The organism is Pauljensenia sp. 27098_8_83, assembly GCF_041432695.1.
In the GTDB taxonomy this organism is placed as follows: domain Bacteria; phylum Actinomycetota; class Actinomycetes; order Actinomycetales; family Actinomycetaceae; genus Pauljensenia.
The window spans coordinates 166,682-192,826 of the sequence record NZ_JAPWAD010000001.1; the positions used below are offsets into that span (position 1 = coordinate 166,682).

General features: G+C 65.2%; 26 protein-coding genes. 4 read left to right on the top strand and 22 right to left on the bottom strand.

All coding sequences use genetic code 11. From position 1 onward, the window contains the following. Positions 1 to 2 precede the first annotated feature (2 nt). From O3656_RS00750 to O3656_RS00825, 16 genes are all read right to left on the bottom strand, one after another. On the bottom strand, positions 3 to 821 hold the full coding sequence (locus O3656_RS00750; protein ID WP_500062161.1) for a F0F1 ATP synthase subunit delta: 819 nt from the start codon (positions 819 to 821) through the stop codon (positions 3 to 5). Continuing rightward, positions 818 to 1,378 carry a F0F1 ATP synthase subunit B gene (atpF, locus tag O3656_RS00755; protein WP_021610561.1) on the bottom strand — a complete coding sequence of 187 codons (561 nt, stop codon included), beginning with the start codon at positions 1,376 to 1,378 and terminating at the stop codon, positions 818 to 820. Before atpF ends, O3656_RS00750 begins: the two co-directional genes overlap by 4 nt. 5 nt (positions 1,379 to 1,383) lie before the next feature. Continuing rightward, entirely contained in the window at positions 1,384 to 1,593 is a 210-nt protein-coding gene (gene atpE, locus O3656_RS00760) for an ATP synthase F0 subunit C (protein WP_009648812.1), read from the bottom strand. A gap of 41 nt (positions 1,594 to 1,634) precedes the next feature. After that, positions 1,635 to 2,525, bottom strand: coding sequence for a F0F1 ATP synthase subunit A (gene atpB, locus O3656_RS00765; protein ID WP_500062162.1), 891 nt, complete (start codon positions 2,523 to 2,525; stop codon positions 1,635 to 1,637). 83 nt (positions 2,526 to 2,608) lie between these two features. Next, positions 2,609 to 2,902: a hypothetical protein gene (locus O3656_RS00770; protein WP_500062163.1), complete on the bottom strand. Its 294-nt coding sequence runs from the start codon at positions 2,900 to 2,902 to the stop codon at positions 2,609 to 2,611. Then, positions 2,899 to 4,005: an MraY family glycosyltransferase gene (locus O3656_RS00775; RefSeq protein ID WP_295917969.1), complete on the bottom strand. Its 1,107-nt coding sequence runs from the start codon at positions 4,003 to 4,005 to the stop codon at positions 2,899 to 2,901. The genes O3656_RS00770 and O3656_RS00775 overlap by 4 nt, the downstream gene beginning before the upstream one ends. Beyond that, positions 4,002 to 4,676, bottom strand: a complete 675-nt coding sequence (locus O3656_RS00780) for an L-threonylcarbamoyladenylate synthase (protein ID WP_500062164.1) — start codon at positions 4,674 to 4,676, stop codon at positions 4,002 to 4,004. The genes O3656_RS00775 and O3656_RS00780 overlap by 4 nt, the downstream gene beginning before the upstream one ends. Next, entirely contained in the window at positions 4,673 to 5,584 is a 912-nt protein-coding gene (locus O3656_RS00785; protein WP_500062165.1) for a N5-glutamine methyltransferase family protein, read from the bottom strand. The genes O3656_RS00780 and O3656_RS00785 overlap by 4 nt, the downstream gene beginning before the upstream one ends. Beyond that, the gene (gene prfA / locus O3656_RS00790; RefSeq protein ID WP_500062166.1) at positions 5,581 to 6,675 is read right to left on the bottom strand and encodes a peptide chain release factor 1; all 1,095 of its coding nucleotides are present in this window, start codon (positions 6,673 to 6,675) and stop codon (positions 5,581 to 5,583) included. Before prfA ends, O3656_RS00785 begins: the two co-directional genes overlap by 4 nt. Positions 6,676 to 6,769: 94 nt before the next feature. Beyond that, complete coding sequence (gene rpmE / locus O3656_RS00795) at positions 6,770 to 6,991, bottom strand: 50S ribosomal protein L31 (RefSeq protein WP_016461171.1); 222 nt, start codon at positions 6,989 to 6,991, stop codon at positions 6,770 to 6,772. Positions 6,992 to 7,250: 259 nt separating this feature from the next. Next, positions 7,251 to 8,450 carry a DUF5129 domain-containing protein gene (locus O3656_RS00800; RefSeq protein WP_500062167.1) on the bottom strand — a complete coding sequence of 400 codons (1,200 nt, stop codon included), beginning with the start codon at positions 8,448 to 8,450 and terminating at the stop codon, positions 7,251 to 7,253. A 51-nt stretch (positions 8,451 to 8,501) separates the two neighbouring features. Then, positions 8,502 to 10,169 (bottom strand): DUF5129 domain-containing protein, encoded by a 1,668-nt coding sequence (locus O3656_RS00805; RefSeq protein ID WP_500062168.1) that lies wholly within the window; start codon positions 10,167 to 10,169, stop codon positions 8,502 to 8,504. Positions 10,170 to 10,260: 91 nt separating this feature from the next. Beyond that, entirely contained in the window at positions 10,261 to 11,436 is a 1,176-nt protein-coding gene (locus tag O3656_RS00810; RefSeq protein WP_500062169.1) for a DUF5129 domain-containing protein, read from the bottom strand. Positions 11,437 to 11,543: 107 nt separating this feature from the next. Continuing rightward, the gene (gene rho / locus O3656_RS00815) at positions 11,544 to 13,286 is read right to left on the bottom strand and encodes a transcription termination factor Rho (RefSeq protein WP_500062170.1); all 1,743 of its coding nucleotides are present in this window, start codon (positions 13,284 to 13,286) and stop codon (positions 11,544 to 11,546) included. A gap of 220 nt (positions 13,287 to 13,506) precedes the next feature. Continuing rightward, complete coding sequence (thrB, locus tag O3656_RS00820) at positions 13,507 to 14,457, bottom strand: homoserine kinase (RefSeq protein ID WP_500062171.1); 951 nt, start codon at positions 14,455 to 14,457, stop codon at positions 13,507 to 13,509. A 1-nt stretch (position 14,458) separates the two neighbouring features. Further along, on the bottom strand, positions 14,459 to 15,766 hold the full coding sequence (locus tag O3656_RS00825) for a homoserine dehydrogenase (RefSeq protein WP_048674746.1): 1,308 nt from the start codon (positions 15,764 to 15,766) through the stop codon (positions 14,459 to 14,461). 274 nt (positions 15,767 to 16,040) lie between these two features. Between O3656_RS00825 and pflB the strand changes: the two genes are divergently transcribed. The 3 genes from pflB to pflA all read left to right on the top strand — a co-directional run bounded on the left by pflB (position 16,041) and on the right by pflA (position 19,534). Beyond that, on the top strand, positions 16,041 to 18,146 hold the full coding sequence (gene pflB / locus O3656_RS00830; protein ID WP_500062172.1) for a formate C-acetyltransferase: 2,106 nt from the start codon (positions 16,041 to 16,043) through the stop codon (positions 18,144 to 18,146). Between the two features lie 122 nt (positions 18,147 to 18,268). Then, on the top strand, positions 18,269 to 18,520 hold the full coding sequence (gene grcA2 / locus O3656_RS00835; RefSeq protein ID WP_009056454.1) for an autonomous glycyl radical cofactor GrcA2: 252 nt from the start codon (positions 18,269 to 18,271) through the stop codon (positions 18,518 to 18,520). Between the two features lie 135 nt (positions 18,521 to 18,655). After that, positions 18,656 to 19,534, top strand: a complete 879-nt coding sequence (gene pflA / locus O3656_RS00840; RefSeq protein ID WP_500062173.1) for a pyruvate formate-lyase-activating protein — start codon at positions 18,656 to 18,658, stop codon at positions 19,532 to 19,534. A gap of 47 nt (positions 19,535 to 19,581) precedes the next feature. Here the strand turns inward: pflA and O3656_RS00845 are convergent, their stop codons facing one another. From O3656_RS00845 to O3656_RS00865, 5 genes are all read right to left on the bottom strand, one after another. After that, positions 19,582 to 20,214, bottom strand: coding sequence for a peptide deformylase (locus O3656_RS00845; RefSeq protein ID WP_500062174.1), 633 nt, complete (start codon positions 20,212 to 20,214; stop codon positions 19,582 to 19,584). Beyond that, the gene (locus tag O3656_RS00850) at positions 20,211 to 20,888 is read right to left on the bottom strand and encodes a sugar O-acetyltransferase (protein ID WP_500062175.1); all 678 of its coding nucleotides are present in this window, start codon (positions 20,886 to 20,888) and stop codon (positions 20,211 to 20,213) included. The genes O3656_RS00845 and O3656_RS00850 overlap by 4 nt, the downstream gene beginning before the upstream one ends. Then, positions 20,885 to 21,667, bottom strand: coding sequence for a gamma-glutamyl-gamma-aminobutyrate hydrolase family protein (locus tag O3656_RS00855; RefSeq protein WP_500062176.1), 783 nt, complete (start codon positions 21,665 to 21,667; stop codon positions 20,885 to 20,887). Before O3656_RS00855 ends, O3656_RS00850 begins: the two co-directional genes overlap by 4 nt. A gap of 176 nt (positions 21,668 to 21,843) precedes the next feature. Next, positions 21,844 to 22,860, bottom strand: coding sequence for an adenosine deaminase (gene add, locus O3656_RS00860; protein WP_500062177.1), 1,017 nt, complete (start codon positions 22,858 to 22,860; stop codon positions 21,844 to 21,846). A gap of 126 nt (positions 22,861 to 22,986) precedes the next feature. Beyond that, the gene (locus O3656_RS00865) at positions 22,987 to 24,318 is read right to left on the bottom strand and encodes a C1 family peptidase (protein WP_500062178.1); all 1,332 of its coding nucleotides are present in this window, start codon (positions 24,316 to 24,318) and stop codon (positions 22,987 to 22,989) included. Between the two features lie 126 nt (positions 24,319 to 24,444). On the opposite strand from O3656_RS00865, the gene O3656_RS00870 reads away from it, so the two are divergent. Beyond that, positions 24,445 to 25,344 carry an aldose-1-epimerase gene (locus tag O3656_RS00870; RefSeq protein WP_500062179.1) on the top strand — a complete coding sequence of 300 codons (900 nt, stop codon included), beginning with the start codon at positions 24,445 to 24,447 and terminating at the stop codon, positions 25,342 to 25,344. Between the two features lie 6 nt (positions 25,345 to 25,350). Here the strand turns inward: O3656_RS00870 and O3656_RS00875 are convergent, their stop codons facing one another. After that, positions 25,351 to 26,139: a 16S rRNA (uracil(1498)-N(3))-methyltransferase gene (locus O3656_RS00875; protein WP_500062180.1), complete on the bottom strand. Its 789-nt coding sequence runs from the start codon at positions 26,137 to 26,139 to the stop codon at positions 25,351 to 25,353. Between the last annotated feature and the right edge of the window lie 6 nt (positions 26,140 to 26,145).

Consider the following 26,145-nt stretch of genomic DNA (forward strand, 5'->3'; position numbering starts at 1 on the left):
TGCTAGCTGGCGATCGCGGTACGCGCAGCGGCGATACGAGTGGCCAGCGAGGCGTCAATTGCCGTCATGCCCGCACGCAGGCGGAACCCACCAATGACCTCGGGATCAATCGAGATCGCCAGGTCAACGGCAGTGCCGTAGCGCTTCGAGAGGATGGCGCGCAGACGCTCAACCTGGGCGTCGCTCATCGGCGCGGCCGTAGCGACCGTGACGAAGAGTCGGTCCTGCATGGTGGCAGCCCACTGGGCGTAACGACGCAGGTTGTGGAGAAGACGACCGTGGTTCGAGCGGCCGACCGCACGGCGCAGCAGGCGCATCGTCCAAACGCTGACCCGCTGGCCGAAGAGCTTGGTGGCGATATCCCCACGCTCATGGGAGTTGCCCTTGGCCGTATCCGACAGACGAACACGCACCTCGCGGTGGTGCGCCAGGAAATAACGAACCTGGAACAGCTCCTCACGGACCTGATCGAGGGCACCGTGGGAACCCGCCGCATTGAGCACACCGAGAATGCCGAGCACTTCAAGCGCGTCGGCGACGTCGGCCGGATGGCGCCAGTGGTCCGCGACAACAGCGTTGACGACGGACATCGTCGCCTGCGTGACGTGGGAGCCGAACGCGTCGGACACCAGGCCCTGCTTATCTGTGACCGACCGCGCCGGGTCGGTCACTGCACGCGCGAGACGAGTGTTCTCCTTGAACAGGTCGGCCAGACCGAAAAAATCCTCGGCCACCCGCATTGCGTCGGTACCGGGTACGGCAAGCGCCGCCGCCAGGTCCTTCGCAAAGGGGACGGACTCGATCGTGCGCATCTGTGTCATCGCTTCTCCTCAACCAGCGCGGAGTCGGCCTCGAGCTCGTCAAGGAAGCGATCAACCACGCGGGAGGTCAGCGCCGTGTCGGTAAGCTGCTCACCAATGATCTTCTCTGCCAGCTCAGAGGCGAGAAGACCCACCTCGGAGCGCAGGGAGATCTGCGCGGCCTGCTTTTCAGCGAGGATCTGACGCTGGGAGGCCTCAACGATACGGTTAGCTTCGCTGGTTGCCTCGTGACGGGCGGCGGCCACAATGGCCTTCGCTTCGTCGTTGGCGCGCTCACGGATGGTGTGCGCCTGCGCGTGCGCCTCACGAATGATCTCCTCGCGCTCGCGCGCAGCGGCGGCCTGATCGGCCTTCGCTTGCTCGGCGGCGCCGAGGCCCTCCTCGATCTTTGCAGCACGCTCGTCCATCGTCTGGTAGATGCGAGGCAGCGCGTAGCGTCCGACGAGGAGCAGGACGATAAGCAGAACGACAGCCGACCAGAAAATCTCATACAGCGGCGGCAGGATGACGGCGAGGCCGCCGACCTCCTGGTCCGCAGCGGCGACAATCTGGTGCATGGCGATCACTTAACGATGAGCGGCATAACGAAGCCGATGAGGCCGAGGGCCTCAACCATGCCGGCGCCGATAATCATGTTGGTGAAGAGACGGCCAGCAACCTCGGGCTGACGGGCGGTCGCTTCCTGGTTCTTGCCGACCATGAGGCCGATACCGAGGCCGGGGCCCAGGGTGGCGAGGCCGTAGCCGATGTAGGCGAATGCTGCGGTTCCCATAGTGGTTTCCTTCTGTTAGTAACGCCGGGTGGCGTTGGGGGTCAGTGATGTTCGACGGAAAGCTTGATGTACACGGTCGACAGGATCGTGAAGATGTATGCCTGCAGGAAGGCCACGAAGACCTCGAAGCCGGTCATCACGAACATGGCGGCACCGGTCAGCGCGGAGGCGGCAGACAGGACGGAGAGTTCGTGGAGCAGAATTGCCGTCCCGAAGTAGGTCATGCCGAGCAGCAGGTGCCCGGAGATCATGTTGCACAGGAGTCGCAGCGTCAGCGTGACGGGGCGAACAATGAAGTTCGACAGGAACTCGATCGGCGTGATCAGGAGGTACATCGGAACGGGCAGCCCAGGCGGGAAGAGCTGGGATGCGAAGAAGCCGCCCACTCCCTGCTTGCCGATGCCCGCACCGATGAAGGTGACGTACGTGATGAGAGCGAAGAACATCGGAACGGCGACCACCGACGAGGCGGCGATGTTGATGCCCGGGATGATGCCCGCGATGTTCATGGACAGGACACCGAAGAAGAGGAAAGCGATGAAGCCGGAGAACTTGCGGCCCGTCTTCGGACCCAGCATGTCGAGGGCGACGTTGTCGCGGATGTAGCCGGCGATGGCCTCGACGGCCATCTGTCCGCGGGTCGGAACCAGCTTGGAATTGCGCGCGACGAGGACGAGAACCACGCACACGAGCAGACCCATAATGACGCGGGCAAGCGTCAGGCGGTTGAATTCAAAGAATGTTCCCTCACCGAAGATCACGGTCGGGAAGAAGTCCTCAAGAGCCGGCTGGTGAGGGTGCTGCGTGAACGCCGGGTAGGCGGTCAGGGCAATGACCATGAGGAGGATCGCGAGGCTCACCCAATACCAGCGCGGCTTAGGCGCGGTGCGGCGAGCAGGCGCGTGATCGGACACTGAATGTGCCTCCTTCATCTCAACTCCATTGGTTTGTCTCTGCTGTCATAGCAACTTTACCCATTCTACACAGAGATGGGAGTCCCCGGCGCGCGCAAGGGTTACTCAGTGTCTCCCGGCGCGTCGACGTTCATGGTCCGCTTGCGCATCATGACGACCATCTCGACGCTGGAGGACACGATAACCGCGATGATTGTCGCGATTGCGGCGATGCGCACGTCGATCCCAAGCGCGCGTGGGACGTACAGACCGAGGGCGAGAAGTCCGATTTTCGCCGCGTACCCGCCACTGACCCATCCAATGAAATGGGAGGGTGAGCGCAGCGCGCGGGAGGTGAAAAACCACTGCGCGGCACAGATAATGACGATCATGAGGACGGCGAGCAGGTAGCTCATGCGGAAAGCTCCTCGTGGGCGGTGTCTTCCTTGGGAAACTCTCGGGTCGTCACGGCCACGCCAACCGCCGCCGCGATGACAGCGACAAAGGCCACACTCCACCATTGAAAGACGAGGAGACCGACGGCCGGCACGCAGACGATGGCGGTCCACATCCACAGGATCGCGACGACTCCGCGGTGGGAGTGTCCAGCAACAAGCAGGCGGTCGTGGAAGTGCGAGCGGTCCGCGACGAATGGGCTTTTCCCACGGCTCATGCGACGGATCGACGTGACGACCAAGTCGAGGACGGGCATGAAAATAACGGACAGCGGCAGGATGAGGGGCAGCGCGGACACAATCATCTGTTGGCGGCCCAGCAGCGTCGGATCGATCTTGCCGGTGACAATGATGCCGGCGCCGGCCAGGACGAGTCCCATGGTCTCCGCTCCCCCGCCCATCATGATCGAGGATGGGTGGAAGTTAAACCAGAGGAAGCCCGCGCACACGCCGAGCAACGCGATCACGATGAGGCTTGCAGTCGTCGCGTAGGAAGCTGCTCCCATCAGTCTGGTGACGATGTAGGAGTAGACGAAGAAAGATCCCGCGCCGATCGCGATCATGCCCGATGCTAGGCCGTCGAGACCGTCGATAAAGTTGACGGCGTTCATGATGCCGACGATGAAGAAGACGGAGACGAAGAGCCACAGGCGCGAGGAGCCGAGCGTGATGCCGAAGATCGGGAAGGACGCGAGTTGGACACCTCCGAAGGCCATACCGCCGGCGATCAGCACCTGGCCGCCGAGCTTAGCCATCCAGTCCAATTCAATAATGTCGTCGATGATACCGAGGATGCACATGGCGGCGGCGCCGGCCATCACGGCCCATGGGACCGTCGTCGTAAACAGGGGTGCCATGTAGGGGATGCGTGAGGCGACCAGCATCGTCACGATCAACGCGATGGTCATGGCGACGCCGCCCAGGCGTGGGATCGGCGTCTTTTGGAGGTCGCGGCCGCGCAGAGGGGGCAAGATATTGAAGCGCAGGCAGGTCCATCGAACGACCGGGGTGAGCAGAATCGTCAGTGCCATCGCGATGGCGCCCAGCAGGAGGTAAACCTTCACGAGGCACTCCCCTGCACGGGTGCGATAGCCACACCGGCCGCGGCGCTCAAGTCATCCAGGGCTATGGTTCCCAGGCGCAGCACACGCGGCGTCTCGTGTGCGAAATCGACGATTGACGAGGCCGTGGATCCCTGGGTGGGTCCGCCGTCAAGGTAGGCGGCAACGCGTGCACCGAAATACCCGATGGCCGCCTCCACGGACGTCGCCGGGGGTTGCCCTGTCAGGTTCGCTGACGTCACGGCCATGGGTCCGAAGTCGCGCAGCAGTCGCAGGAGTGCGCCTTGGTTCGGCATGCGCACGCCGATCGTTCCGCCGGTCTCACCGAGATCCCACCCGAGGTCTGGGCGAGCTCGCAGAATGAGTGTGAGTCCGCCGGGCCAGAAGGCACGCGCGAGCGTGCGGGCGGCATCGGGAACATCGACGCACAGCGAGTCGATCGCTTCGACGGATGCAACGAGAACGGGGGGCGGCATTTGCCGTCCGCGTCCTTTCGCGGCCAGCACGGCGGCGACGGCCTCGGGATTCGCGGCGTCAGCTCCGATGCCGTACACGGTGTCCGTGGGAACGACGAGAAGGTGCCCGTCGCGCAGCTCCTGCTGGGCGCGCGCCAGGTCGGCCTCGCTCAGTGCGGGGGCTGCGCTCAGGATCGTCTCAGTGCTCATCGTTGTCATTGTGTCACGGATGCGGTGGGCTTCGTCGAACGGGACGCGCGAGCACGCAGGAAGCGCGAGCGTCCCACCAGGTCAGGCAACGTCTCCACGTCGACAAATCCAGCTGAGCGAGCGGCGTCGCGCAACGCCGCATCCTGGCTCGGAGAATGCTCCATCAGCAGCGTACCGCCGGGCCGTAGCAGGGTTCGGGCGCGACGAATAATACGCACGGGAATCGCCGTACCGTCCGAGCTACCGCCGTACAGGGCGACGTGAGGATCAGCGCTCGCCTCAGGCTGAGTCGGCATTTCATCCGCCGGCACGTAGGGCGGGTTCGTCACGACCACGTCAACCATCGCGTCAAGGTGGGACAGGGTTGCGAGCGCCGTGGCATCTGCACGCTCGAGATGTACGCTGCGCGCTCCGACGAGATCCCGGTTTCGGCACGCCAGGGCGAAAGGATCCGCTTCCTTCTCGACCGCCCACACCTCGGTGCACGCTGCCTCCAGGGCGATGGCGAACGCAATGGCACCCGATCCCGTACACAAATCGACCACGCGCGCCTCTCCACGCTCACGCACGATAGCCCCGGCCTCGTCGATGGCGAGACCGGCGAGAACTTCGGTCTCGGGACGCACGATGAACACGCCGGGCACCGACTGAAGCGTGAGCGAACGGAAGAACATGCGACCGGTGACGTGCTGGAGCGGTATACGCAGGGCCCGCTCCCCCACCCCGGAGCGCAATTTTTCGGCCTGCTCCTGGTTCAACCGGGTGGGGAGCGACCACTGGGACGAGGCATCGCACGCCCACTCCAGCAGCTCGCGAACGTCCGCGTCGACGGATTCAATCCCGGCGGCGCTCAGGCGCTCACGAGCCCAGGATCGGGCCTCGTTCAAGGACCATTCGCTCACGTCGCCTCCCGTCATGACTGCGCGGCGGCGGCCAAGCGCTCGGCCTCATCAGCTTCCTGCAGCGAAGTGATAACGGCATCGAGCGCGCCCGACAGGACCGCGTCGAGATTGTGTGCCTTAAAGCCCGTGCGATGATCCGCGATCCGGTTCTCCGGGAAGTTATAGGTACGGATACGCTCCGAGCGATCCACGGTGCGCACCTGGGAGAGGCGCTGAGCCGAGGCCTCGGCCTCCTTCTTCGCTCGCGCCTCCGCGGCCAGGCGCGATGCAAGCACGCGCAGGGCAGCTTCTTTGTTCTGCAGCTGCGATTTCTCATTCTGCATCGACACGACGATGCCGGAGGGCAAGTGGGTGATGCGAACGGCCGAATCCGTCGTGTTCACGGACTGCCCGCCGGGGCCGCTCGACCGATACACGTCGATACGCAGGTCGTTCGGGTCGATGACGATCTCCTCGTCGTCCTCGATCTCCGGCATCACGAACACGCCGACGGCACTCGTGTGGATGCGACCCTGGGACTCGGTCACGGGAACGCGCTGCACGCGGTGCACGCCGCCCTCGTACTTCAGGTGAGCCCACACGCCCTCATCGGGAGCTGGCGTGCCCTTCGCGCGGATCGCCAGGGTGATGTCTTTGAAGCCACCGAGCTCCGTATGGGTCGCGCTCATCTCGGTCACGCTCCAACCGTGCGCCTCGGCGTAGCGACCGTACATGCGCGCCAGATCGGATGCGAAGAGCGCGGACTCTTCGCCGCCCTCGCCGGCCTTGATCTCGAGAATGACATCCATCGCGTCCTCGGGATCACGAGGGGCCAGGATCTTGACGAGGGCCTCGTGGGCAGCAGTTTCCTCTTCTTCGAGGGCGGGAATCTCGTCGGCGAAGGACCGGTCTTCGGCCGCGAGCTCACGGGCAGCCTCAAGATCTCCCGAGGCAGCAGCGAGCCGATCTGCGGCAGCCTTCACGCGACCAAGTTCAGCGTAGCGGCGCCCCACGCGGCGCATCAGCTGCGGGTCCGCCAGCGTCTGGGGATCCGCCATCTGCGCCTCGACCTGCTCGTATTCCTCCAGCAGGGGGCCCAGGGCACCAAGCTCCTCCGTCGCGGCCACTATTCACCACATCCTTCGATCCGTACAGTTGACAAAGCGGCGGCGCCGTCGGCCGTGGGGCCAACGACACCGCCGTTGAGCTAGCTGCTCACCCTCACTTGGAGGGGCGCACGCGCTTGCCGTAGCGAGCCTCGAACTTGGCGACGCGGCCGCCGGTGTCGAGGATCTTCTGCTTGCCCGTGTAGAACGGGTGGCAGGCCGAGCACACGTCCACGCGCATCTCACCGGAGGTGATGGTGGAACGGGTGTGGAACTTGTTGCCGCACGTGCAGGTCACGACGGTGTCCACGTATTCGGGGTGAATACCCTTCTTCATGGAGTTTCTCCTGGATCGTTTGGTGCCCCGGGTCCGGACATGCAGCGTCCCCCGCATCTGGCGAGGGCTCGCCCTCCAGCGCGCCAACAAGCACCTGGGGCATGCCGGTGAACCGGTAAGCCGACAGGACATTATCGCACACGCGCCCTTCCCCTTCAATGAAGAAAGGAAGCAGCACACGTGAGATCCGCAATGGGCGCACAACACGCATGGCCACCCACACTCCCCGTGAGCACGAGGTCGGCTCACAGGACCGCACTTAGCGTGTCCGCCCGTACGGACCGATGTTCGCGGCGGACGTCAGGTAGTTCGCCCGCGATGATCCGTACCGCGAGGTTCCATCCCACACAAGGTAACGATGAAGATACGCGGGAGGCACGTAGACGGTGGCGTTAAACGCTGTGAACAGGGCGGTGGAATGAGCCGCACTACCCTTGAAATCTATACCCGCACTGTTTGCGGTCAGGCGAATCGCCTGGGCGGGATTGTAGGTATACGTCATGCCGGAGATGCGGTACGCGCCGATGTAGAGGGTCTCGTTGGTGCGCAGCTTCTCCCCCGCGCCTCTTCTCCAACGCTTGTAGCGCCTCTGCCCAATCATGGACGTATCGGTTGCGAGAGCCACCTCGATCAGTCGCACCAGGCGCACTCTGGCCTCGTCAGCGATCTGATCGAGCTGCGTCAGTGCATCGGCGGGGTCCATCTGCGCGCGCTCAATGCTCGCCGCCAGATCGTGCACAGCCAGGCGATGCTCATTGACCCACGCCACGAGGGACGCCGCTGCGCTGAGAACCATCGGCTCTCGGCTGCGCCGCTGGACACTTTCCGTGAGGGTCTCGAGGACGGTCAGGTCCTCGTAGACCACCCCTGTCTCGTTCTCCCATATCCTGCGCCAGGTGGGAGCAAGCGCGAAGAGATCGCGAGCCGCCATCATCGCGATGTGCGCATCCATCAGACCGTGGAAATGCTCGACGATCGCATCCGTCTCCCGTGCCGTTGCCGCACTCAGCGAAGCGAGGAACGGAACCGACGCCCCCGCAGCAATCTGGGCGCGCAGCTTGTCGCGTTCGGCGCAAGCAGCCTCCCAGCGCGCGGCGAGCCCGCGGTGGTAGCGCCCAGATTCCAGGAGCGCAACGCAGCTGCGCTCGACGTCCTGATGTCGTTTCTCCAATGGTTCCCACTCGTCGCAGGCCCGCCTGAGGTTGTCGCGTGCCTGGCGGCGCAGCATCCATCCGCGCCCCCAGAGCACGATACCCATGAACGAGGTGACCCACGCGTACCATGCCGGCCACGCAAGAATCTGCGGCACATCCACGGCGGACGCGATCACAAACCACGCGGGAGTCACAAGGAACAGAAGCATGCCCGCCAGGATGCGCGCAAATCCGCGCGCGCCTCGCCAGAACGTGTCCGGGCGCGCAGGAGCGTTATCCAGCCCGCCTGTCTCGAAGGATGTCATGCCTCCACTCTGGCATGCTTCGTCCCCATCCGCTCGGTGCCTTGATGTCCATCAGAAGGACGAGGAGGAACCGGAGCCCGAGAAGCCACCCGAAGAGGAACCGTAGTTCGCGCTCGAGGTGCTCGACGTGGTACTGCCGCTAGAGATCACGTATTCGTCGAGGTACAGGGGCCTCACGTAGATGTAACTGTCGTAGTCTTTGAAACGACTCGACGTGTTGGCCCGGTATGCCGCGAGGTTAACACCGGCGGAGTTCGCGGTCATTCGAATCGTCGACGCGGGATTGTACTCGTGCGTGGCTCCCTGGCTGAGGTAGGAGCCTTTGTAGAACATCTCGGCTGCATTCACGAGTTCGGCTGGGGGGCTCTGCCACCTGGCATACCGCTGCCTACCCTCCATTGAGGTGTCGAGCGCTAGCGCGCTCGTCACCACGTCTGCCAGGCGCGTGCGGCTCTCATTCGCGATTCGGTCGAGTTCTTCGAGAGCCTGAGCCGGGGTGACCTCGGCGCGTTCGAGACGGGTGCCGAGGCCGAGCAGCAGCGCACGTTGCTCATTCGTCCACTGGAACAGCGACTTGGTCGCCCCGTGCACCTTGGGGTTCTTCACGTGGTCGCGTACCTTGACCCCGACGTTATCGACTGCTTGCAGATCCTCGAAGACGGGGCCCACCTCGTTGTCCCAGATGGCGCGCCAGCCGGGCCTCAGGGCGAAGAAGTCACCTGCCGCCATAATCGCATGGTCCGCGTCCGCTAGTGCGCGCAGATCCTCAAGGATCTCATTCGTCTCATCCGACGCCTGCGCGCTCAGCGTTCCCAGGAAGTGCGTCGACTGTGTCTGCGCGATGCGGGCGCGTACCCTCTCGTATTCGGCGCGCGCAGACTCGTAGCGCGCGGACAGACCGCTCGTGTAGTCCCCCGCTTCGAGGAGAGCGACGAACGCGCGCTCGACCTCGCCGCGGTGCCTCTCCAAGGCCCGCCACTCCTCGGCGACCTTGCTCGTGTTCTCACGCGCCTGACGGTGCAGGCTGTTTCCGCGCGCGAGAATGCCGATTCCGACGAGGGTGGCGAGCGCTCCCTTCCAGTCGGGCCACACCGGCCGGTTCTCCAGGCTCATCCCGGCCTCGTTGGGCATGATGGACGCCGCCGTGCTCACCGCGGCGACCACGCCTTGGCTCCAGCGGCCCTCGCGGAAATCATCCTTTGCGGCGTCCTGAATCTCGCTCTGGATCGACAGCGTCGGGGCGATGTCCTCACCGAAGTATGTGCCGACCTGTCGGTGCGTGGGAGACACCGCGAGGATGAAGTAGCCGTCGGCCCATTTGTAGCCGTTGCGCGCAATCCACTCGGGATGCTTCGCGCGCGCATACTTCAGGGTCGCCTCGTCCAAGTTGTCATCCGTCAGGTTGTCCGTGGACAAGACGACGAGGTGGATGGGGCGCAGGAAGCCGATCCCCTCCAGAGCGACACTGAGCGGGCGGCCGTCGACGCTCTGGAAGCTGCTGGTTTCGTCGCGGATCTCCACAACGGGTGAGACGAGGCTCGTCGCCGAAGCGGTCGGCTGCGAGTATTCGTATGCTGCCACCGCCAACCAAGCGGGCGTGACGAGGACCAGAATTGCCCCCAGCACGATACGCAGGAGACCGCGGACATCGAGCCGAGTATTCCGGGAATTCTGGCTCGTGGGGTCTGAGTTCATTGCATCGCTCGTCGAAGACGTCATGCCTTCACTCTGACATGACGGTCAGGCTCACGCACGGTGGCACCAGCATTTTCGAGACGCAGCAACGGCGCAACCGGCCCCCACCACCCACTCAGTCCGAGGACGAGCCGTCGCCTGCCGCATCCACGTCGCCAGTCACGTATCGATCAAGATACATCGGCAGTAGATAGATGGATGCGCGGCCAGCCGTCAGGACACCGGTCGCCGGGGCTGGCAGCCCGTTCAGGTCGACGCCTGCGGAGTTTGTAATCAGTCGGATCGTGGCTGCCGGATTGTACTCGACGTCAGTGTCTGCGTCCTCGCTCCAGTAGGCCCCGTCGTACTCGGCATTAGCCGCGGTCAGGCTGATTCCCGCGCCCTTCCACCGCGCGTAGCGTGCGCGTCCCTGCGACGAGGCATCGGTGGCGAGAGTCGCCTCGATGAGCTCGGCGGTGCGCGCTCGCGCCTCGTTGGCTATCCGGTCGAGTTCTTCCAGTGCCTGGGCGGGACCGAGCTGTCTGCTCTCGAGGCGTTCTCCAAGGCTGATCACCGTGTCCTTGTCATTCCCCAGATGTTCTCGGAACGCCTCAATGTCCGTCAAGATGTGCGCCTCCGTACCGATTGATTCGAGGCTGTCTGCGACGTCGTCGAGGACGTCCAAGTCTTCGATGATCGGGCCAATCTCGTTGTTCCACACGTCGCGCCAGCCGGGCGCGACGGCAAAGAAGTCGCGCGCAGCCATGATCGCGGTATCCGCATCCGCCAGGACGGCCATCTGCGCAAGGATCTCATCCTCCGCCCCTCCCGATGCCTCGCTGAGCGATGCGAAGAAACCGGGCGACCTGTACTCCTCGATTCGAGCGCCAACCCTGACGCGTTCGGCTCGGGCACACTCATAGCGCGCCGTGAGTCCGCTCTCGTAGTGCCCGACGCCGACGAGCGCGGAGAACACGCGCTCGCCCTGCACCCGTTGCGCCTCCAGGGAGGCCCATTCCTGCGCGATGGTCCTGATTTTCTGACGCCTCGAGCGCCGACAACTGACCCCTCCCCACAGCACGCCAATTCCGCACAGCGCCATGACCCAGCCTGTCCAATTCGGCCAGTCAACAGTCTCCCCCATCCCGTGATGGGCCTGATCATAGATGGCGATTGCCAGCTGAAGGGGAGCCGTCAGCGAGAGAAAGAGACCGACAACGAGGCGCAGAAATCCGCGCGCAGCACTCCAGGATCGGCGCGAGGTACCCCGTGGCACCCGCGAATTGGCCGCATTCGGTGTCATGTTCACCATGCGCCAATTCTGGCACAGGCCTTATCAGTTGTCCGGTACTCGCACGTACACCTCAATAGGAAACGGGGCGAGCGGCTCTCGCCACTCGCCCCGCGCCTACCCGCCGATCACTCGGAGGGCGTGGTCTTTTGGATGAGCATGAGGAACTCAGCGTTGGACTGGGTTTCCTTGAGCTTGTCGAGGACCAGCTCGAGGCCCTGCTGCTGGTCGAGCGTGCCCAGGACGCGGCGCAGCCTCCACATGATGCGCAGCTCCTCGGGCGCAAACAGCAGCTCCTCGCGACGAGTACCCGACGCGTTGAGGTCGATCGCGGGGAAGATGCGGCGCTCGGCGAGCTGGCGCGACAGGCGCAGCTCCATGTTGCCGGTGCCCTTGAACTCCTCGAAGATGACCTCGTCCATCTTCGAGCCGGTCTCCACCAGGGCGGAGGCGATGATGGTCAGCGAGCCGCCCTCGGAGATGTTGCGCGCAGCGCCGAAGAACTTCTTGGGCGGGTACAGGGCGGATGCATCGACGCCACCGGAGAGGATGCGACCCGAGGCGGGCGCGGCCAGGTTGTAGGCGCGCGACAGACGCGTGAGTGAATCGAGGAGGACGACAACATCCTGACCCAGCTCGACGAGGCGCTTGGCGCGCTCAATCGCAAGCTCGGCAACGGTCGTGTGATCCGAGGCGGGACGGTCGAAGGTCGAGGCGATGACCTCACCCTTGACGATCGAACGCATGTCGGTGACCTCTTCGGGGCGCTCATCCACCAGGACGACCATGAGGTGCACCTCGGGGTTATTCAGCTCAATGGCCTTGGCCATCTGCTGGATGACCATGGTCTTGCCTGCCTTGGGCGGGGAGACAATGAGGCCACGCTGACCCTTGCCCACGGGGGCGACCAGGTCGATGACGCGCGGCGTGTAAGCCTTTGGCGAGGTCTCCATGCGCAGCTGCTCGGAGGGGTAAACCGGGGTCAGTTTACCGAATTCGCGGCGCGCCTGAGCCTGCTCAATCGTCATGCCGTTCACGGAGTCAACGCGCACGAGGGCGTTGTACTTCTGACGCTGGCGCTCGCCCTCGCGGGGCAGGCGAACGGCACCGGCGACCGCGTCACCGGCGCGCAGGCCCCAGCGGCGCACGTTGCCCAGCGTCACGTAGACGTCGTTCGGGCCGGGCAGGTAGCCCGAGGTACGCACGAACGCGTGGTTTTCCTGGATGTCGAGGATGCCGGCGATCGGCGCCAGGTTCTCCTCGCCGCCGCGCTGATTGCGCCCCTCGCGATTCTCGCGGCCCTCGCGGTTCTCACGACCCTCACGATTCTCGCGGTTCTCACGGTTCTCACGGTTCTCGCGGTCGCGTCGACCTCGGCGGCCACGCTCGCGACGCGGGCGGCGCGCCTCGGTGTCATCCCCGTCGGGCAGTTCGATGTTGAGGACGGTTTCGACGACGGCCGTGTCCGGCTCCGGGGTGGCCTCGGTGCGCTCCGCGGCGGGCAGGGGCAGATCGAGAGTGACATGCGCGGGCTCGACGGCGCCCTGGCTCACCGCGCGGCGGCGGCGGGAGCGACGAGGTGCCTCGGCGGGAGCCTCAGAAGCCGACTTCTCGGCCGCAGAAGCCTCCTCTGCCGACTTCTCGGCGGCGGGCTTGTCGGCTTTCTTCTTGGACGAGGCAGGAGCATCCTCACGGGGAGCGGTTTCCTGCGGGGTCGAGGCACCGGCACCGTTGCTCAGCAGCTCGATCAACTGGGGCTTACGAAGCTGGGAAATGCCCTTCAGGCCGCGGGAGGCGGCCAGAGCCTTCAGCTCGGGCAGCTTCATCGCCGACAGCGACGCGGTCGTCTCGGCGGAGGTTTCGTTGCTCACGAAGTGATCCTTACTGGAATGCGCCCACAGCGGGCGAGGTGATTACTCAAGCACAACAAAAAGCTTGATCAGGAAGATGCGCGAAAGAGGCGCACCGCAACGGTCGGAGTCGAGCGATCGGCTCGGACCTGGAAAAAATATAGCAAGACCGCCAGCCCGCTGTCACTTAGACGGCGAGGCTGGCGGTGGTTGCCAACAAACTCACAGCGAAGCCGAGCGACTAAAACTCGACTTTCGCCAGGCTTCCGCGGGTAATCTGCACGCCCGAAGCAGCCACGGCCAGCGGCACGACACGCCAGCCTGCACCAGCTGCGTCGCGGCGAATATCCGCCCCCACCTGCTCCAGAGACAGAACGGTCGGCCCCGCACCGGAGACAACGGCAGCAAAACCGGCACCCCGCAGCCAGTCAACGAGTGCGAGTGAGGGTTCCATCGCGGCCCGGCGCTGTTCCTGATGGAGGCGGTCGCGCGTGGCTTCCATGAGGAGCGCGTGCAGGTTCACTCCCCCGCTCGCCTGGGCACCACCCGACAGGATGGCGGCCAGCAGGGCACCGCGCGCCACATTGAAGCTCGCATCACCGTGGGGAACGGTCGCAGGCAGGGCGGCTCGCGCGGCGGCGGTGCGCAGCTCGAAGTCGGGGATGAACGCGACGGGGTCGATGCCCTCGGGCGGGGTGAGGCGCACGCTGCCCACTTCGGAGGTCTCCTCGTTCATCCAGGACACGGTCGCGCCGCCAAAAACGGCGGGAGCCACGTTGTCGGGATGCCCCTCCATGTGGGATCCGATCTCGAGGATCTCCTGGCGGCCGAGCACATCGGCATCACCAATGAGGGCGCGTGCCAGCGTCACGCCGGCGACGATCGCACTCGCAGAGGAACCCAGGCCTCGGGAATGAGGGATTCGGTTCGTGCAGTGCATGCGCACACCCACCTGAGGGGCACCCACGCGGTCCAGCGCAAGGCGCAGGGCACGCACGACGAGGTTGTCCTCGCCCTGCTCGACATTTCCGGCACCTTCGCCCTCAACGACGACCGAGGTGGGCCCAGTCGTCGCGTGAACCGAGACCTCGTCCCACAGGTCGAGGGCCAGGCCCATACAGTCGAATCCCGGCCCCAGGTTCGCGCTGGTCGCGGGGACCTTCACCGCGACAAAATCATCTCGCAGCCGCACGTCACTCACCCTCAACGCGGATCGTGGAGGTCACCTCACGCACGGCGTCAGACACGGCGAGCGCGCGGGCAACGGCGCGCAGGTCGGCCTCGCGGGCGCGGTGGCTGGTCACGACGATGACGCAGGCACCGGGAACCTCGTCGTTACGCTGGTGGACGGACTGAATCGAGACACCGTGGCGGGCAAAGATGCCGGCAACATCGGACAGGACGCCGAGGCGGTCCTCCACCTGCAGGCGAATCTGGTATCGCGTGTGCGTGGAGCCGGGATCGAGGATCGGCAGGTGCGCGTAGACCGACTCGCGCGGGGCGTGGCCGCCGAAGGCGCGGTGGTGCGCGGCCGCGACAAGGTCGGACAGGACGGCCGAGGCGGTGGGAGCGCCGCCCGCACCCTGACCGTAGAACATCAGGCGCCCCGCAGCCTCACCCTCGACGAGGATTGCGTTGTAGGCACCATCGACGGAGGCAAGCGGATGATCGGCGGGAACCTGGGCCGGATGCACACGCATCGCGACGCCTTCACGCCCATCCTCGCCGATGCGGCGCTCAGCGATAGCGAGGAGCTTGATCGTGTGGTTGATGCGCGCTGCCTCCTCCATATCCTCCTTCGTGATGCTCGTAATGCCTTCCACCGCAACATCGTCGATACCGACGCGGGTGTGGAAGGCGAGCGAGGCAAGAATGGAGCACTTGGCGGCCGCGTCGAAGCCCTCGACGTCCGCGGTCGGGTCGGCCTCGGCAAAACCGAGATCCTGCGCCTGCTTGAGAGCTTCCTCGTAGCTCAGGCCCTTCGTGCTCATCGCATCGAGGATGAAGTTGGTCGTGCCATTCACGATGCCCATGACCGTCGTGATGCGGTCGCCGGCGAGAGATTCGCGCAGGCCGTAAACGACGGGGACAGCACCCGCGACGGCTGCCTCGTAGTAGAGGTCGGCGCCATTGGCTGCGGCTGCCTCGTAGAGCTCGGGGCCGTGGGCGGCCAGGAGGGCCTTATTGCCCGTGACGACCGAGATGCCCTGGTTGAGCGCACGCAGCACGAGGGTGCGGGCGGGCTCGATGCCGCCGATCAGCTCGACGACGAGGTCCATGTTGTCGATCGCCTCGGCAGGGTCCGTCGTCAGCAGCTCTCGATCAATCGGAGCATCACGGGGGGCATCCACATTGCGGACGAGGACCTTGCGCACCTCCATTTCTGCGCCCGAGCGAGCGGCGAAATCCTCGCGGCTCGACTGAAGGATACGAATGACCTGGCTACCGACGGTTCCGGCTCCAAGAACGCCAACTCCGAGGACGGGGCGGGGTGCAGACATAGGATTTTTCTCCTTTGTGGGACGGGCACTGGTACCAGTGTAGGCGGTCAAGCCATCTCTCTTCTCCCAAGGACCTTGGTCCCACAATTTAATCGCCAGAGACTTTGGACCCATATCCTGAGACGCAGAACATAGACTGTCGGTTGATATGGGTTGTGGAGACCCCCCAAACCGTAGGACAATGGGCCTAAGCGTTGGAATCCGACGCACTGTGGAGCTCCGCTCCTAACACACCGTCCCCACAACGGGATACGGACATCCGAGAAGAGGAAGAATGACGACAGCAGACCAGAAGGCCTGGGAAGGTTTCGTAAAGGGTAACTGGTGCGATGAAATCGACGTTCGTGATTTCATCCAGCTGAACTACACCCCGTACGAGGGCGATGCCTCGTTCCTGGCAGGACCGACCGAGAAGACCCTGCGCGTGTGGAACACTCTCGAAGAGAAGTACCTCTCCGAAGAGCGCAAGGTGCGCATCCTTGACGTTGACACCGACACCCCCGCCGACATCGATGCTTTCAAGCCCGGCTACATCTGCGAGGACGACAACGTGATCGTCGGCCTGCAGACCGATGCCCCCCTGAAGCGCGCGATGATGCCGAACGGCGGCTGGCGCATGGTCGAGACGGCCATCCACGAGGCCGGCAAGGAATACAACCCCGAGGTGAAGAAGATCTTCACCCAGTACCGCAAGACCCACAACGACGCTGTCTTCGATATCTACACCCCGCGCATTCGCGCCGCGCGTTCTTCCCACATCATCACCGGCCTGCCGGACGCTTACGGCCGTGGCCGCATCATTGGCGACTACCGCCGCGTGGCCCTGTACGGCGTCGACCACCTGATCGCCGAGAAGCAGAAGGACAAGGATCGCTACGCCGACCAGCCCTTCTCCGAGCACTGGGCACGCTACCGCGAGGAGCACTCCGAGCAGATCAAGGCCCTCAAGAAGCTGAAGAACCTCGCCGCCTCGTACGGCTACGACATCTCCGGCCCCGCCACCAACGCGCACGAGGCCGTGCAGTGGACCTACTTCGGCTACCTGGCCTCCGTGAAGTCCCAGGACGGTGCCGCCATGTCGATCGGCCGCCTGTCCGGTTTCTTCGACTGCTACTTCGAGCGCGACCTGAAGAACGGCACGCTGGATGAGTCCGGCGCGCAGGAGATCATCGACGCCCTCGTCATCAAGCTGCGCATCACCCGCTTCCTGCGCACCATCGCCTACGACCAGATCTTCTCGGGCGACCCCTACTGGGCCACCTGGTCGGACGCCGGCTTCGGCGACGACGGCCGTACGCTGGTCACCAAGACCTCCTTCCGTCTGCTCCAGACCCTGGTGAACCTCGGCCCGGCCCCCGAGCCGAACATCACCATCTTCTGGGACGAGAACCTGCCCCGCGGCTACAAGGAGTTCTGCGCCCGTATCTCGATCGAGACCTCTTCAATCCAGTACGAGTCCGATCCGCAGATCCGCGCCCACTGGGGCGACGACGCCGCCATCGCATGCTGCGTCTCCCCGATGCGCGTCGGCAAGCAGATGCAGTTCTTCGGCGCGCGTGTGAACGCCGCCAAGGCCCTGCTCTACGCCATCAACGGTGGCCGCGACGAGATGAGCGGCAAGCAGGTCATGGAAGGCTACGAGCCAGTCCAGGGAGACGGCCCGCTCGACTTCGATGACGTGTGGAAGCGCTACGAGGAGATGCTGGACTGGGTCGTTGGCACCTACGTCGAGGCCCTCAACATCATCCACTACTGCCACGACCGTTACGCCTACGAGGCCATCGAGATGGCTCTGCACGACGCCGAGATCGTCCGCACCATGGGCTGCGGTATCGCCGGTCTGTCCATCGTTGCTGACTCGCTGTCCGCCATCAAGTACGCGAAGGTCTACCCGATCCGCGACGAGACCGGCCTGGTGGTCGACTACCGCACCGAGGGCGAGTTCCCGACCTACGGCAACGACGATGACCGCGCCGACGACATCGCCGCGACGGTCGTCCACACCGTCATGGACAAGATCCGCGCGATCCCCATGTACCGCGACGCGATCCCGACCCAGTCGGTCCTGACGATCACCTCGAACGTCGTCTACGGCAAGGCCACCGGTTCCTTCCCGTCGGGCCACGAGAAGGGTACCCCCTTCGCCCCCGGCGCGAACCCGGAGAACGGCATCGACACGCACGGCATGGTTGCCTCCATGCTGTCGGTCGGCAAGCTGGACTACAACGACGCACTCGACGGCATCTCGCTGACGAACACGATCACCCCGCAGGGCCTGGGCCGCTCCAAGGAAGAGCAGATCCAGAACCTGGTCGGCATCCTCGACGCTGGCTTCGTTCCGGACGATTCCTGCGCCTACGACGGCACCAAGGGCTACTGATCCACCATCGGCGGGGATCGATGCGTCACCCGTATTGATCCCCGCCCACCACACACGTGGGTGTGCCGCACCGCGACCCACCCAATCCGGTAACTCCGGAGTCCCACAAAAGGAGAAATGTTATGGCAACCAAGACCTACGAAGAGCGCCTCGCCGACATGAAGGCCGCCCGCGAAGAGCGCGGCGACAAGGATGGCCTCTACCACGCGAACATCAACGTTCTCGAGGAGTCCACGCTGAAGGACGCCATGGAGCACCCCGAGAAGTACCCGAACCTGACCGTTCGCGTTTCCGGCTACGCCGTCAACTTCGTCAAGCTCACCCGTGAGCAGCAGCTGGACGTTCTGTCCCGCACCTTCCACCACTCGGCCTGATCGCTGATTGGAGTGGGGCGTCGGGCAACGCTCGGCGCCCCACTGCTATGCCTGCCTTCGTCGGCTCTTTCCACTGACGATCCCCGGCCTCGTTCCCATCACGGACGCCTCCCACTCAACCGCGAAGAAGGAAACATGTCGCAGCCCCTCGCCCTCCCCACGTTCCGCGAGCAGGACTTCCAAGCTCCCCAATCACGTACCGTCGGCGCTGGCGTCGAGGGCCTGGAGGAGATTACGGACCTGGAGCGCTCCGAGCGCCTGCGACGCATGCGTGAGGGCACGCTGGGTTCCATTCACTCCTGGGAGCTCGTGACAGCTGTTGACGGTCCGGGCACGCGCATGACGGTGTTCCTCAACGGCTGCCCGCTGCGCTGCCTCTACTGCCACAATCCCGATACGTTCCTCATGAAGGACGGCGCCCCCGTGTCCGACACGGAGCTTCTCTCTCGAATCGCGCGCTACCGCCGTATTTTCCGCACGACCAAGGGCGGTATCACTCTGTCCGGCGGCGAGGTCCTCATGCAGCCCCAGTTCGCCAAGCGCATCCTGATGGGCGCGAAGGAGATGGGCGTGCACACCTGCATCGATACCTCCGGTTTCCTGGGCGCAAACTGCGACGACGAAATGCTCGATGCGATCGACCTGGTCCTCTTGGATGTGAAGAGCGGCAACGAGGAGACGTACAAGAAAACAACGGGACGCGCGCTGGCGCCCACCATCGAGTTCGGTGATCGCATCGCTGCGCGCGGTGGCGCGACTCGTATCTGGATTCGATTCGTCCTCGTTCCTGGCCTGACCGATGATCCGGAGAACGTGCGTCAGGTTGGCGAGATTGTCTCGCGTTGGAAGGACGTCATTGATCGCATCGAGGTCCTGCCCTTCCACCAGCTGGGTAAGGACAAGTGGCACTCGCTGGGCCTGGAGTACCAGCTGGAGGACACGAAGGCTCCCACGCCCGAGGCCACGGAGGAAGTGCGCAACTACTTCCGGTCACTCGGTTTCGAGGTCCACTGACCCCCACCGACCCAAACGTGGCGGCCCCGGGAGGACGTGAGTGAGGCTCACTCCCCCGGGGTCCACGTATATCCGCTGCGTCCCCACCCGCGCTCGCGAATGACCTGCCCGGCTTCGTCCGCGTAGGGCTGCGCGAGGCGGTCGACGTAGAGGGTCCCGTGCAGATGGTCGTATTCGTGCTGGAAGATACGCGCCAGCCAGCCGCGGGCGGCGACCTCAATGGGCGCGCCCGACACGTCGAATCCGCGCAGGACGGTGCCGAGTGCGCGACGCAGCGGGTAGCCGTACCCGGGCACGGAGAGGCATCCCTCGGACTCGCAGGTGGCATCGGGGCGGGTGGGCAGGATTGCTCCCGCGCCCTCGTCATCCCAGACGAGGTCGAGAGTCGGGTTGACGACGACGCCGCTGAGCGCTGTGTTAAAGCCTCGGCGCGGCCCCTCGTCGAGCTGGAGGACGTCGCGGTAGCGGCTGTCGAACGCGCCGCCCCCGGCGTACCGCCACACGAAGATCTGAGATCCAACACCGACCTGCGGTGCCGCGAGGCCGACCCCGGGCGCGGCGTGCATCGTCTCGATCATGTCGGCGACGAGGTCGCTCAGTTCAGAATCAAAGGAGTCGACGGGATCGGCGACCCGATGCAGGACCGGATCGCCCGTGATGCAGATCGGCAGGATGCTCATTCTTCTTCTCCCGTGTGTCCGTGCGGAATAACACCGACGCCCGCCGCCTCAAGAGGACGTGGGGTCGTCGGATCAAGGGGTTTGATGACGCGGGCGGGGTTGCCCACCGCGATTGAGTTCTCGGGTATCGAGCGGGTGACGACGCCGCCCGCGCCGATGATCGAGTTCTCGCCGACGGTGACCCCCGGGCACACGACAACGGAGCCGCCGAGCCACACGTTGTCCTCCAGGGTAATCGGCGCGGAGGATTCCCATTTCGCCCGACGAGGCCCGGGCTCGCTCGGATGAATCGCCGTGTAGAGCGAGCAATTCGGGCCGATGAGGACGTCCTTGCCGATGCGCACCGGCGCGACGTCAAGGACGGTCAGGCCGTAGTTGACCCATGACCCGTCGCCAATGGATATGTTGACGCCGTAGTCGACGCGCAGGGGTGGTCTGATATCGACGCTCTCCCCCACCTCGCCGAGGACCTGGCTGAGCAGGTAGCGGGCGATGTCCGGGTCGGTGGGATGCGCCTGCTCGTAGAGGGCCAGGAGGCGAACCGCGCGCCTCGTGAGTGCCGAGAGTTCGTCGTCCGCGACGTAGTAGTCGCCGTCGCGCATGCGCTGCACCGGGGCGCGCTGGTCGTCGCGGAATCGGGGGTCGTCGAAGTTCGTTCCCGGGGAAATGGTCATGCGACCAGGGTAGTCGAGGCCCTCTCGAGGCGGGGGGCACGGCGCGCGTCCAGGTGGCCGAGGAGTGCGTGCAGCTGGGAGATGTCGGCAGCGGGGTCCTCGGGGTGCCACTGCACGCCGAGGACGGGTGCGTCGATCGTCTCAATGGCTTCGATGGTGCCGTCCGGGGCATAGGCGCTCACCTGCAGGCCCTGCGCGAGGCGATCCACGCGCTGGTGGTGCGCCGACGAGATAACCAGCTCGGAGTCGGTGAGGACGGGTGCCAGGGCGCGCTCAAGGTTTGTTCCCCCGCCGACGCGCACGCTGTGACGGATGAAGCGGTGGTCGGACAGGATCCGGTTGTTCGTGTGCGTGCCGTCCGCGCCCTCGATGTGCTGCTCAAGCGTGCCCCCCAGCGCCGTGTTGATGATCTGCATGCCGCGGCAAATCCCCAGGAGCGGCGTGCCCGTGCGCACGGCGTAGTCGACGAGGGCGATCTGCCCGCGGTCAGCGCGGTACCAGTGGCGTCCCTCGGCCTCGTAGCCCTGGGTGGCGCCGTACAGGCTGGGGTGGACGTCTTCGCCGCCCATGATGATGATGGCGTCCGCGTGCTGGGCGCGCAGAGCAGCGCCCTCGGCACCGTCTTCCTGCGCGTACTCGCGGATGACGTTCCAGGTAGGCAGCGCGGCCTGAAGAAGACGATCCCACAGGCGCATGCAGATGTTGTTGTATGCCTCGTCCCCCGGGCGTGCCGGCAGGACGTTGGAAATCAACAACGTCGGCTTCGTGTGGTTCGTCATGGTTACTATCTTTGCAGTCTCGCAGCCACCGTGCCGGGTGCGTTCACGGGGTGGCCAATTGTGACAGCGGGCGTCCACTCTCCGAACGGCTTGAGAATAGCGCTCCCACGCGAACGACGAGGCCGGGGCCGGTCCGCACGCGTGCGCCCCAGTGCCCCGGCCTCGTTCATCTGCGCTCAGTTCTCAGACACGAAGCGATCCACGCGGGCGAGCAGCTCGGCCTTCTCCTCCTCCGAGATCCACGCGATCTCGATGGAGTTGCGGGCGATGCGCTCCAGGTCGGCGCGGCTGCGGTCGAAGCGCTCGGCGAACGCCAGGTAGTTGTCGCCGATGTAGCCGCCGAAGTATGCGGGATCGTCGGAGTTGAGGCTGACCTTCACGCCGGCGGCAGTCAGCTCGATGATTTCCTTGCCCTTCATTTCCTCGGTGACGAAGGAATTGGACAGCGGGCACGAGGTCAGGCCGATGCCGTGGTCGCACGCGTAGGCGACCAGCTCGGGATCCTCGACGATGTTCGTGCCGTGGTCGAGGCGCTCGGCACCCAGCTCGGTGAGGGCCGCACGGATGTTATCGATCGAGCCGATCTGGTCGATGTCGCAGTGCATCGTCACGTGCAGGCCAGCCTCGCGGGCCAAGGCAAAGACGTCAGCAAACTTCGTGGGCGGGTTATCGCGCTCGTCGGAGTCCAGGCCCACGCCGATGAACATGTCCTTGTAGGGCAGGGCCACCTGGAGGGTCTCGAGGGCAGACTCGGCGCTCATATCGCGTAGGAAGCACAGGATCAGGTCGGCGGACAGGCCCGACTCGCGGGCCTCGACGACGGCGCGGTAGTAGCCGCGGATGACAGTCTCAATCGCGATACCGCGCGAGGTGTGGGCCTGCGGGTCGAAGAAGCACTCGGCGCGAACGACGCCGTTAGCGCGGGCACGCTCGAAATAGGCGGCTGCCAGGTCGTGGAAGTCATCCTCGTTCTGGAGGACATCCATGGCCGGGTAGTAGACGGCCAGGAAGGACGTGAGGTCATTGAACTGGTAGGTGGAGCGCACCTCCTCGACCGTTGACTGGCCGATGTCGACGCCGTTCTTGCGGGCGAGTGCCAGCTTCAGGTCGGGCTCGAGGGTACCTTCCAGGTGCAGGTGCAGCTCGGCCTTAGGCAGGCCGAACGCAAAGTCGCGGGTCACGTCAGTGCTCATGTGTCCTCCACAGATAACGGGGCGGGTATCGCGGAACAATTGTCCCACTCCACCCGCCCCGTGCTCAGGGAGGCCATATTGCGAACGGGGACGATGTCACGCCCCGCCCAGCGTGTCAGGCTCGACTCAGGCCAGCGCACCCATCGGGTCCCATGCAGGCAGGTGCTGCGGGTCCTCGGTGATGACCGCGCGCAGCTCGGCGGGCAGGTCGTCCACGTGCACAGCCACCTCAAACACGTTGGCGTCGAACCAGGCGGCATCCATCGTGAAGAAGCCCTTCTCACCGGGTTCCTCGCCCCAGGAGTTCTCCACGCGGAAGCGGCGGGCGTTGCCCTCATCGTCGATGTCGACACCCGTGAAGAGCATCGCGTGGTTCATCGCGGATTCGCCGGTGTTGACGCGCTGCTCCTTCGAGGTGGAGAAGTCCACGCCGAAGAGGTTGTCGAAGTCGTAGAGGCCGTCGACGAACAGGCCGGAGGCGCGGTCGGACTGCTGGCCGCAGTCGGCGCCGAACCAGACGGCGCGCCCCGAGGCCAGGATGGAGGCCGTGATCTCGCGGATCTGCTCGACGGGGGTGTTCACGTAGAGGATCGGGCGACCGCCCACGACATTGCCCATGTGGTCGACCGTCAGGGTGTGGCCCTTGGGGTGCTCGGCGCGCGGGTCATCGACGAGGCACACGTACTGCGTGAGGTCCACGTCCACATAGCGGGCGTAGAACTCGCGCGGGGTGAGAACGCCGTCGCGGTGGAACTCGTTCTTGTCGTCGCGCCATTCCCACTCGAAGGAGGCCGGGGGTTCGCCCAGGCAGATGACGAGGATGCGCCACACGTCGGCCAGCGCGGCCTCCTTGACCTCGAGGATCTCCTCCTCGGAGGCACCGGCCTCGACGAGAGAGCGCAGCTCGAGAGCGGTGCGGCGCAGGACGACCTTGAGGCGGTTGTTCATGGGGGCGGTGTGGCCGGAGGACTCGGTCTCGGGCATCGCGACCTTGGGGACGAGGCCGTGCTTGAGGTACAGGGACACCGCCATGTCCCACTGGCCACCGTCGGACAGGACGTCGCCGAGCAGGAACTGCAGGAGTCGGCCGTCGAGTTCCTCGGTCTTCGCCGTGGCGATGACGTCGGTGAGGAAGAAGTTAGCGCGCTCGAACTTGTCCCAGAACAGCACGTAGTTCTGCGAGAACTCGAAGTCCTTGAGGCCCAGGCGGGTGCGCGTGGTCGAGCGCAGGAGGTTCAGGGAGGAGAAGAGCCAGCAGCGGCCGGACTTCTTCTGCGACGTCACCTTCCAGTCGTCCACCTTGTGGGAGACGACCGTGGGGGTGGCGACCACCTTGGCGCGGTCGAAGGCGACGGGCTCCACACCGGCGTGGGAGACGGCGTTGCGGGCGACTGCGCGGGCGGAGTCTGAGGATGCGTGCAGGGATGCGACAAATCCATCGGTGATCTCGTGTGCCATGGGCCGAGGCGTTCCTTTCAATCGAGAGTCATTCTCTATAAGGATACGCTTTTCGTAGTGACGCAGACGACTCAACTCCGTTTAGAATGAGTGTTATTCATGTTCAGTGAATGCGAAGGAGCATCAATGTTGGACCGGAGTGCATCGGGGCGCGAGATCGTTTTACAGGCCTGGGACTACGAGGCGCGGATAGTCACCGTCGGAGCCGGTCTGGCTGGCCTGCGCTACCGCGGGCACGAGCTGATTGTCTCCCACGCCGTGCACGAGTGCCCCCCGGGATACCAGGGCAAGGTGCTCATGCCGTGGCCGAATCGCGTCGCAGGTGGCTCCTACTCGTGGGAGGGAAGCTCCTACGACCTTCCCGTCGACGAGCCCACTTTCGGGACTGCGCTCCACGGTTTCGTGGCCTTCCAGGAGTGGGAGATCGCCGAGGTCGACACCTCCTCGGTCCTCCTGCGCACCCTCATCGCGGCGCGCTATTCCTATCCGTGGACGCTTCTTGCATCGACGCGCTACAGCCTGGATGCGGACGCGGGCCTGACCATCGAGCTGTCCGCGACGAACATCGGCGAGGGCACCGCCCCCTACGGCGTCGGCTTCCACCCCTACCTGGCCATCGACGATACGCGGGCGGACGATCTGGAGCTGGTGAACCCCGCATCGATCATCTACGAGGCCGACGCCTCCATGATCCCGGTCGCCGCCCACGACGTGGCGGACTTCGGCTTGGACTTCCGCTCCCCCGCTGCCGTCGGCACCTCCCAGCTGGACCACGCCTTCGCGGGCCTGCCCGAGGGTACGTGGACCGTGACGCTGCGCGACCCCGCTGTGGGCGTGGGCGTGTCCCTGTCGTCTGACGCGCGCTGGCTGCAGGTCTACTCGGCGGATTACATCGGCCGTGTGGGCGTGGCCGTCGAGCCGATGAGCTGCCCGCCGAACGCCTTCAACTCAGGCACTGACGTGGTCGCGCTGGGCACGGGACAGACCCACACGCTCAGCGCGCGGATCGCCGGCTTCGAGCGCTGACGGGTCCTAGTATTTCCCAGCGGCGGCGCGGATCAGCGTCAGAGCAACCGCGCCGGCCGTGGAGGAACGCAGGACGTTGTCTCCCAGCCCGATCGTGCGGGCACCCGCGTCCAGCAGCTGCGCGGTTTCCTCGGGTCCGATGCCACCCTCGGGACCCACGATGAGCGCGATCCGCGCGGGCAGGGCATCCTCCTCACTGGACTCCTGGATGCGAGCGAGAGCGGCTCCGAGCGACTCCGTCGCCTCCTCGTGGCAGACGAAGGCCACCCCGGCCTCGTCCGTCACAGAGGCGACCCAGGAGGCGAGCTCGCGGCTGTCCTTGACGTCCTCAACGACCGGGACGTAGGCGCGACGGGACTGCTTGGCGGCCGCGCGGGCCACGCCCTCCCACTTCGCGCGCCCCTTCTCGGCCTTCGGGCCCTTCCACTGGACGATGGCACGCTGGGAGGCCCACGGGATCACCCTGTCGATGCCGATCTCCGTGCAGATTTCGACGGCGGCCTCGTCGCGTCCACCCTTGGCGAGAGCTTGGACGAGGACGACCTCAGGGCTCGGGGCGTCCTCCTGCGCAAGCTCGCGCACGATCAGGGACAGCGTGGACTTGTCGCTCCCGCTCACCTCGCAGGTCGCGCACAAGCCGAGCCCGTCAACGACGTCGACCCACTCCCCCGCGCCGATGCGGCGCACCGAGGCTGCGTGACGTCCTTCGGCTCCCCCGAGGGTCGCGCTGTCCCCCACGGACAGTGACTCAAGGGCCGGGGTCAGGTCCGAGCCGAGGAAAACGGGCAGCGTCACAGTGCA

Bases quoted from the DNA above. Each gene is read 5' to 3' on its own strand.
- O3656_RS00805 (WP_500062168.1), bottom strand. From the start codon at position 10,169: ATGACGTCTTCGACGAGCGATGCAATGAACTCAGACCCCACGAGCCAG.
- O3656_RS00870 (WP_500062179.1), top strand. From the start codon at position 24,445: ATGTTGGACCGGAGTGCATCGGGGCGCGAGATCGTTTTACAGGCCTGG.
- grcA2 (WP_009056454.1), top strand. From the start codon at position 18,269: ATGGCAACCAAGACCTACGAAGAGCGCCTCGCCGACATGAAGGCCGCC.
- O3656_RS00855 (WP_500062176.1), bottom strand. From the start codon at position 21,667: ATGACGAACCACACGAAGCCGACGTTGTTGATTTCCAACGTCCTGCCG.
- pflB (WP_500062172.1), top strand. From the start codon at position 16,041: ATGACGACAGCAGACCAGAAGGCCTGGGAAGGTTTCGTAAAGGGTAAC.
- rpmE (WP_016461171.1), bottom strand. From the start codon at position 6,991: ATGAAGAAGGGTATTCACCCCGAATACGTGGACACCGTCGTGACCTGC.
- O3656_RS00750 (WP_500062161.1), bottom strand. From the start codon at position 821: ATGACACAGATGCGCACGATCGAGTCCGTCCCCTTTGCGAAGGACCTG.
- O3656_RS00850 (WP_500062175.1), bottom strand. From the start codon at position 20,888: ATGACCATTTCCCCGGGAACGAACTTCGACGACCCCCGATTCCGCGAC.
- O3656_RS00770 (WP_500062163.1), bottom strand. From the start codon at position 2,902: ATGAGCTACCTGCTCGCCGTCCTCATGATCGTCATTATCTGTGCCGCG.
- atpE (WP_009648812.1), bottom strand. From the start codon at position 1,593: ATGGGAACCGCAGCATTCGCCTACATCGGCTACGGCCTCGCCACCCTG.
- pflA (WP_500062173.1), top strand. From the start codon at position 18,656: ATGTCGCAGCCCCTCGCCCTCCCCACGTTCCGCGAGCAGGACTTCCAA.
- O3656_RS00810 (WP_500062169.1), bottom strand. From the start codon at position 11,436: ATGGTGAACATGACACCGAATGCGGCCAATTCGCGGGTGCCACGGGGT.
- atpB (WP_500062162.1), bottom strand. From the start codon at position 2,525: ATGAAGGAGGCACATTCAGTGTCCGATCACGCGCCTGCTCGCCGCACC.
- O3656_RS00845 (WP_500062174.1), bottom strand. From the start codon at position 20,214: ATGAGCATCCTGCCGATCTGCATCACGGGCGATCCGGTCCTGCATCGG.
- O3656_RS00825 (WP_048674746.1), bottom strand. From the start codon at position 15,766: ATGTCTGCACCCCGCCCCGTCCTCGGAGTTGGCGTTCTTGGAGCCGGA.
- O3656_RS00780 (WP_500062164.1), bottom strand. From the start codon at position 4,676: ATGACAACGATGAGCACTGAGACGATCCTGAGCGCAGCCCCCGCACTG.
- O3656_RS00865 (WP_500062178.1), bottom strand. From the start codon at position 24,318: ATGGCACACGAGATCACCGATGGATTTGTCGCATCCCTGCACGCATCC.
- O3656_RS00785 (WP_500062165.1), bottom strand. From the start codon at position 5,584: ATGACGGGAGGCGACGTGAGCGAATGGTCCTTGAACGAGGCCCGATCC.
- O3656_RS00800 (WP_500062167.1), bottom strand. From the start codon at position 8,450: ATGACATCCTTCGAGACAGGCGGGCTGGATAACGCTCCTGCGCGCCCG.
- atpF (WP_021610561.1), bottom strand. From the start codon at position 1,378: ATGCACCAGATTGTCGCCGCTGCGGACCAGGAGGTCGGCGGCCTCGCC.
- add (WP_500062177.1), bottom strand. From the start codon at position 22,860: ATGAGCACTGACGTGACCCGCGACTTTGCGTTCGGCCTGCCTAAGGCC.